Origin of the sequence: uncultured Sutterella sp. (assembly GCF_937923675.1) — a bacterium.
In the GTDB taxonomy this organism is placed as follows: Bacteria; Pseudomonadota; Gammaproteobacteria; order Burkholderiales; family Burkholderiaceae_F; genus Sutterella.
Genome location: NZ_CALDXB010000094.1, coordinates 1 through 7,493, shown reverse-complemented (window position 1 = coordinate 7,493; position 7,493 = coordinate 1). Strand labels below are relative to the sequence as shown.

Below are 7,493 nucleotides of genomic sequence, written 5' to 3'. Positions count from 1 at the left end.
TTCTGCGCGTTATGGGAGGTTTGATAACATTTTATTCGACTAGCCAATGCCCTTCTCACGACGGGCGGCTACGGCAACAACAAGTCGCTCCTCACGCCCGAAATGCAGAAGGTCCTCTACTACGGTCCGGTCTCCTCGACTGGCGACGGCCTCCAGATGGCCGAGAAGTTGGGCGTCAAGACCCAGCTCCTCCAGTACGGCAAGCGCTATCCGAACGGCATCGAAGTCGCTCCGGGCAAGGCCAAGTCCACGATTTACGCCAATGTCGGCGCCTTTGACCAGGCGGGCATTCTCGTCAACGTGAACGGCGTCCGTTTCGTGAATGAAAAGGCTTCGAACCGCCACATTCTCGAGCCGATGCTCAAGAACCCCAACGGCCAGGCCTATGTCTTCATGGATCAGAAGTCCTGGGAAGGCTTCTACAAGCGCCTCCCCGAAACGGGCGTTTCGCATGAGGATGCCGACAAGTACTTGGCCAACGGCGGCAAGACCCCGCCGCTCTTCGTGAAGGCCGATACGATCGAAGGCGTGGCGAAGTTGGCGGGCATCAATGCCGAAAACCTGAAGGCGACCGTTGCGAAGTACAACGGGTTCGTGAAGGCCAAGAAGGATGCGGACTTCGACCGTCCGGTTCAGTACATGAAGGCCGAGATTTCCGCTGAAGGCCCCTACTACATCGTCGAGCAGAAGCCGCGCTTTGCGACCACGATGGGCGGCGACTCGCCTGCCGGCGCCAACGTGGGCTGGGCCCTTACGTCGGGCCGCGTTGCTGCCGACAGCATTGCGGAAGCCATCAAGGCCGGGAAGTAATTCCTTTGGTCCTGACCGATCGTTTTCTTCCTAAGACGGCGCAGCGTCTGGAGCGCCGCCGGGGATGAAAACGAAAGAGAGCCGCCGGAACTTTCGGGTCCCGGCGGCTCTCTCTTATGTGCAGATCGGATTACTGCTTCTGCTCCGGCTGGCGGAAAGCGGAAGCGCTTACGCGGACTTACGACTTGGATGCGGCGCGGATGCGTGCGAGTACCGGGTTGACGGAGGTCCCGTCCCAGGCTTTCTGCGCCGACTCGAGGAGGTCCTCCGCATCGTAGATCCGGGCGGCATCGCGGCACGCCTGAAGCTCATGGTCGGAAGAGGCAAAGCGCATTTCGGCTGCGCCCTCGTCCCGCACGACGCCGAGCGTCTGGAGCCTCACAAGCGAGGCGATGAAGTTGTCCGGGTAGCCGTCAATCCCGTCATATTCGTCGTCGACGCCGACCTTCTTCAGATATTTCGCGTACAGCGCATCAACGACCGCGATGACGACGTACGTCATGAAGAACCGTCCCTGAGGCGAAGCACCCTCAAAGCCGGTGCCGTTGTAGGCGTCCATGCAGTCGGCGATGGTCTTTGCATCATGCGGGATCGCGTCGAAGTTCTGGTACCAGATTCCCTCGGCATTCATGAGATCGAGCCCGGCATTGTTGGTAAAGAACGCCTGGAAGCCGCAGATTTCTCTTTTCTTTTGGAATTCTTCCTGCGTGAGGCCCCCGTCGTTCAGTATCCATTCGAGGCCTTCGGCCGCTGCGTCTTCATAGGATTTTTCATGCAGAAACACGGCCGAGACCGGTTTCTCAAGACGAGGGAGCTCCAGGCCGGAAATGGTTTCAGTGGAGCTGCCCGTCTTCTTCCATTCCGGATTATCGTCCGCATCCTTTTTCACGAGCTTCCGGGCGATTCCTTCAGCAGGTTCAAGATCGATGCTCGATTGAGCAAAGAACCTGAAGCCCTTCTTTTCGAGCTTGGCAAGCGACCGGAAGTCGGAAGGCGAGGTAATCCAGTCGACTACGGTGACGTCGTAGCCCTCCTTCAGGGCGCCCGTGCGGTCAAGGAGGCATTGAACGGCTTCGAACGCCGCCTTGGCGCAGTCCGGATAATTTGCTTTCGACGGGAAGCCGCCCAGAATCTTGGGCTCATAGGGCTCAGTGAAGTCCAGAATGGAAATCGAGGATCTCGCGAAGCTCGGGCTGCAGCGGACGATCGGTTCCATGCCGATGGAAACGGCGAGGCGCTTCGCGCCCGAGCGCCGGATGCGGGCAGCGTTGAAGCGCGGGAGGAGGTTGGGGCTCCGGCTGATCTCTCGGAAAAGGTCGGTCATTTCCATTTCGCTCAGAGCACCCGAACCGAAAAGCTTGCTCGGACGCGAGACGACGGCCCGGTCGGTGAGGTCGGAGAGGTCCTTCCGTCTGAAGCTCTCCGTGAGGAGAGAGGAGGCGGTCGAGCCGACAGCGGCATTGAGGAGATGGAGCGTGAGCGCCGGGTTGTATCCGAGCGCCTGGGACATGTCTTCGACAAGCCCGGTTTGTTCGAGCGTCCGGGCAATCAGCGCGGTGAGCGCGGGATAAACCGTGTCGTCGCTGTCGAGCGTTACATCGCGCACGACCATCTGATCGCGAATCTGACGAAGACGCTTGGGATTTTCGAGAATTTTGACGTCTGAAGCTTCCATGATAAAAGGCCCGTCCGGCCGCCTGAATGTCAACAATGTCGGACTATCGCACATTTTGCCGATCTCGGCGCGGCAGATCTGAATGAGATGACGGACAAAAAAGCCTCTTCCAGGAATGGCAGAGTTATCCTGGAAGAGGCTTCACGGCGTCCGCTTCTCCCTCAGGCTCTGGGCGTGAGGAAGAAGCGGACGTTTTCTGGCGGGGACGCGACCGGCAGTCGCTCAGATGCGCTTTTCAGCAGCCGCGTTTTCCCCTGCAATCAGGCCGAAGGATGAGCAGTCCGGCATGGAGCAGGCCGTGAGGCGCTCCTGCCCGTGAAGGCCGCCCGAAGCTTCGCCCGCAACATAGAGTCTCGGAATCGGAGCGCCGTCGCGAAGGCGGATGGCCTGAGCCTTTTCATTGGTGCGGATGCCGCCCGGGGTGTAGTTGAGGCGCGGCGTCACGACCATCGTGTAGAAGGGGCCTTCCGCGGAGAGCGGCTCCACCTTGCGCCCGGAGCGCTCCATGGGCTTATTGAACTCAGTGTCCCTGCCGCCGGCAATCAGTTCGTTGTAATGGGCGAGGCTTTCCCTGAGCGCCTTGCCGTCGGTGCTGTAGTGCTTCGCAAGTTCTTCGAGCGACGCAAACTTGAGAATCGCGCCGTCGATGCCGTTCTTGTCGGCAAGACTCTGCTCGAGACGCTTCATGTTGTGGAACTTCTTGAGCGCCTTTTCGTCCCAGACGATGAAGGGCTTGCGGTCGCCGTTGCGCAGACGATGCTGGAGAACGGCGCTCGCGAGCGTATTGCGCGTTTCGCCTTCGCTCATGAAGCGGCGCCCGGTGGCCGGGTCAATGAGCATGCCCCAGATCATGTCTTCGGTCGGGAGCGGATAGGCAAAGCGGAAAAGCGAAAGCTGCACGGCCTGAGCGCCGGCCGCTTCGAGGGTCTTCAAGGAGCCGGCAGTGGCGCCCGCATTGGTGGTCGATACAACGCCCGCAAGGAAGGGAACCTCGGACGAACGGAAGGCCTTGTCCTGGGCATAGCCGCCGGTCGCGAAAACCACCGCCTGGCGGGCGCGGATCGTCTTCATGACGCCGGTTGCATTCGCCCAGTCGTCGTCCGCATTGCGCGAGAACACATAGCCTTCGCGAACCCGGAGGCCTGAGACTTCGCCTTTGTCATTCAAAAGCACTTCCTCGGCGCGGCACTTCGTCCGGATCTGAATGTCCGAATGCGCCTTCATCCAGTTCCAGAGCGCGGAAAGCATGCCGGCGCCGCCGCCCTGGGCGGAAAGACCGCGCGCAACGCTGTGGCCGCCGAGCTTGAGAAGACGCCCGTCCCACTTGACGCCGTGGGCGGTGAGGAAGGCTTCCACGCGGGCGGTGGTTTGCGCCATCAGGAGAGCTCGTTCATAGCTTCCGAAGCCGCCCGAAACCTTCGCCATGTCGCCGGCGAGGAGTTCGGGGGAGTCCTTGACGCCTTTTTCCTTCTGGAGCGGCGAGCCGACGCAGGCAAAGTCGAGACCGGACACGAGAGACGTGCCGCCGGGGAAGGACATTTTCTCGAGCATCAGGACTTTGGAGCCTTTTTCAGCGGCGGCAATAGCCGCAATCGTCCCGGCAATGCCCGTGCCGACCACGATCACGTCGACTTCTTCATCCCATTTGCGGTCGGCCGGCGCGGCGTGCGCGGACTGCGCGGCAAAAGGCGCGAGAGCGGCGGCGCCGAGAGCGGCTCCGGCGGAACGGGTAAGAAACTGGCGGCGGGACTGCGGGTTCATTTTTTCGTCTCCTTCTGATCTTTCAAAAGGGAGCCGGTCAGGGCTCCCGTGTGATGGAAGACAGCTTAGAGGGAGAAGATTTCATGCCCGCATCAATGGCGTTGACGGAGGTTGCAAAAAGATTTCAATCAAAGGATTCCGAGAGGTCGGTGATGACGTAGCCGACGCCCGAGTAGGAAGAGATGACGGAGCCGTCGGCGCCGGCTTCCGAGAGCTTTCTGCGGATGCGGGCGAAGGCGACCCGAAGGAGCGAAAGTTCGCCGAGGTGCTCGGCGCCCCAGACCTCCCGGATCAGGGCGTCGTGAGCTATGACGGCGCCCGGGTGCTTCACGAGCGCCAGAAGGAGCCGGAATTCCGTGTCGGAAAGCCGGATGGGCGTTGTCTCCCAACGGCATTCGCGTTTTTCCGGGACCAGGATGAGCGGACCGTTGACAAATTCTTCCGCGCGGGGCGCACCTGCCGCCGCAGAGGCCCTGACGGAAGTCCTTCTCAGTACCGCTGCGATGCGCGCCGCAAGCTCCTCCATGGCAAAGGGCTTCACAAGGTAGTCGTCGGCGCCGGCCTTCAGACATTTGGTTTTGTCGGAGAGTTCCGAACGGGCCGTGAGCAGAATGACGGGCACCTCGCTTTTCTCCCGAATCTTCTGAAGGAAGGCGAAGCCGTCCATGCCGGGCATCATCAGGTCGAGCACGATGAGCTGCGGCTTCGGGTCGAGGCGCTTCCAGATGTCGAACCCGATTTCGCCGTCAGCGGCCTGGGCCGTGTCGTAGCCGAGCGTTTCGAGATTCGCTGCGACGAGACGGCGGATTCTGCTTTCGTCGTCGATGATGAGAATGAGCGGGCGGACGGCGTCGGGACTGGAAGTTGTCATGGCTGATTTTGAGAAATGCGGCAGGGAGGATGGGCGTGAATCCATTTAATAGGGAATTCTGACGGTAAAAGTGCTTCCGACGCCGGGCTTGCTCGCGACTTCAATCGTTCCGCCGTGGGCGCGCACGATCGCGAGCGAAATGACGAGGCCGAGACCGGTGCCGCCGCTTCTTCGGCGCATTCCCATGTTGACCTGATAGAAGCGGTCGAAGATTCTCCTTTCCTCGCCTTCGGGAATGCCGATGCCGTTGTCGGAAACGGAGAGGAGAAGCTCGGAGTGCTTCTTTTCCGCATGAACGACAATGATGCACTCGCGCTCCAGGGCCCGGTAGCGGACGCTGTTCGAGAGGAGATTTGTGAGAAGCTGGAGGAACCGGTCCGGGTCAACATTGACGCACTCTGCGTCAGGCTCAATCGTGATTCGGATCTGAGCCGGTCCGAGCGCCCGGACGCGCTTCTGCGCGCGGAGGATGATGGGCTTCAGCTGCACGATCCGTTTTTGAATGATGAAGGTGCCGCCGTCGATGCGCGCCACGTCGAGCCAGTCGGAAATGAGCTGCTGGAGCGCTCCGACTTCCCGGCGCATGCCCTGAAGCAGGTCGTCCTGGAATTCTTCGCTCCAGCCGGCATCCCTGTTGGCCAGTGTTTCTGCAGAGAGCGCAATGGCCGCGAGCGGCGTTTTGAGCTCATGCGCCACGACGCCGATGAGATTCTCCTTGAGACTTTCCATTCTGGCGGCGTCCGTAGCGTCATGAAGGAGAACGCCGTGGGCGAATCGGTCGCCTCCCTCAATGGGAAAGGCCGTTATGTCGAGAAACCGTTCGCCGGAAGCGGATCTGAGCTGAAGCCGGTGCGTACCGCCGGAGAGCACGGCCTCCGGGTCGGGAGATGCGTTGCCCGCCTGCAGGCATTGTGCAAAAAGCGTTCCGGCAGCTGAGCCGAGGATCTTTACGGAGGCGGATGCCGCGAAGAGGCGCTCCGCGCGTTGATTGGTCCAGACAATGACGCCCTCCTGGTCGAGAAGAAGAAGCCCGTCCGCAAGGCTCTCAAAAATCCTGGAGAGCATTTCCATCTGAGTTCGGAGCGTTTTTGTCTGTCGGGCGACTTCGTCGGCGAGACGGCGGTTGACCGACTCGATTTCCTCTCGGGCGATGGAGAGCCGCTTCATCAGACGGCCGAATTCAGCCTGAAGCGCTTCGAACTCGGAGAGCGAATGTATGCGCTCACAGGAAAGCGGCTCGGGTCTCGCCGCCGCTACCTGGCTTTGAAGCTTGAAGAGCGCCTTTTCAATCGGGCGGCGGGCGAGCATGCCTGCCAAACCGGAGGCTCCAAGAACAAAGAGAATGAGGAAGAGGCTCCGGAGAACAATTCCGGTGAGTTCCATCTGACGCAGCGCATTGGGCTTTGCAGCCATCACGCGCCAGTCTCCGTTGAGTCCGGTTTCGGCAAACCATCCCTCGAGGACTTTCTGGCCCTGAGAGGCCTTGAAGGGAATCGGTCCTGGAGCAGTTGGGATGCCTTTCGGGATGAGCGCCTCAAAAGCACTGATGGGCGCGGCTTCAAGCCCGCGGGAAGCATAGAGAATTCCGCCTTTGCTGTCGGTAATCCAGATTGCGTCGCCGGGATTTTCGTACTCAGCGGCGAGCGCCGCAAACTTCTTGAGGTCGAGCGCGCAGACGGCGAAGCCGGCCAGTTCTCCGGACCGGGTTCTCGCCTGAGCGCCGATGTTGACGATGCGCTCATCAGCAGCACCGGTTGCCTCAAAGCTCGCAGAGATCCAGTAGGGTGCATCGGTTCGCCGTTCCTTCCAGTGCCTGCGTCCGCGGTGATCAACACCGTTGTTGGGAACGCCCGCCGGGTTGAGAAGCGGATGGAAGCCCCTGGAGATGCCTTCGGGCGTGTCGAAGTGCAGGTTGAGAAACGCCGGTTCGGCGCGGGCGATATGGGCGAGCGTTCTGTTTCTTGCTTCGGCAGAGGAGAGTTCCGGCAGTTCCGAGGCTGCGAGGAGCATGAGTTCGAGAGCAGAGGAGAGTCTCGCATTGATCGCTTCTGCAATGCGCTCGGCCGTCATTCTCTGCCTCTTTTCGAGCGCATCCATTTCGCTGAGGACGCTCCGCCACTCGAAGGCGGCAAGCACGACGATGGGAATGATGGCTACGGCAGCCGTGGCGGCAGTGAGCGCTTTGCGAAACTGCATGAGGTCGTCGGGAAAAGGAATCTTTGAAGCAAGGATCAGTTCTTCGAACTTACCACAGCAAAGGTGCGCGGGCGGAGTGAGCCGATTCCCGTCGGGAATTCTGAAGCAGCTTTGAGGATAGGGAGGCCGTTAGCTGGAATCCACCAATTTTACCGGGGTGGTTCCTTTGTTCAGCTCTCT

5 protein-coding genes are annotated in these 7,493 nt (G+C 60.6%); 1 reads left to right on the top strand and 4 read right to left on the bottom strand.

Translation table 11 applies throughout. The annotated features are described in order from the left end of the window. The first annotated feature begins 33 nt into the window (after positions 1–33). A complete protein-coding gene (locus tag Q0106_RS10985; RefSeq protein ID WP_297612855.1) occupies positions 34–810 on the top strand; it encodes an FAD-binding protein in 777 nt (258 codons plus the stop codon). A 178-nt stretch (positions 811–988) separates the two neighbouring features. On the opposite strand, the gene Q0106_RS10980 is transcribed toward Q0106_RS10985, so the two are convergent. The 4 genes from Q0106_RS10980 to Q0106_RS10965 form a co-directional block, all read right to left on the bottom strand. Continuing rightward, the gene (locus Q0106_RS10980; RefSeq protein ID WP_297612852.1) at positions 989–2,485 is read right to left on the bottom strand and encodes a hypothetical protein; all 1,497 of its coding nucleotides are present in this window, start codon (positions 2,483–2,485) and stop codon (positions 989–991) included. A gap of 222 nt (positions 2,486–2,707) precedes the next feature. Then, positions 2,708–4,246, bottom strand: a complete 1,539-nt coding sequence (locus tag Q0106_RS10975) for a flavocytochrome c (protein WP_297612849.1) — start codon at positions 4,244–4,246, stop codon at positions 2,708–2,710. Between the two features lie 124 nt (positions 4,247–4,370). After that, the gene (locus tag Q0106_RS10970; protein ID WP_297612846.1) at positions 4,371–5,117 is read right to left on the bottom strand and encodes a response regulator transcription factor; all 747 of its coding nucleotides are present in this window, start codon (positions 5,115–5,117) and stop codon (positions 4,371–4,373) included. Between the two features lie 45 nt (positions 5,118–5,162). Beyond that, positions 5,163–7,313 (bottom strand): ATP-binding protein, encoded by a 2,151-nt coding sequence (locus tag Q0106_RS10965; RefSeq protein WP_297612843.1) that lies wholly within the window; start codon positions 7,311–7,313, stop codon positions 5,163–5,165. Positions 7,314–7,493: the final 180 nt, after the last annotated feature.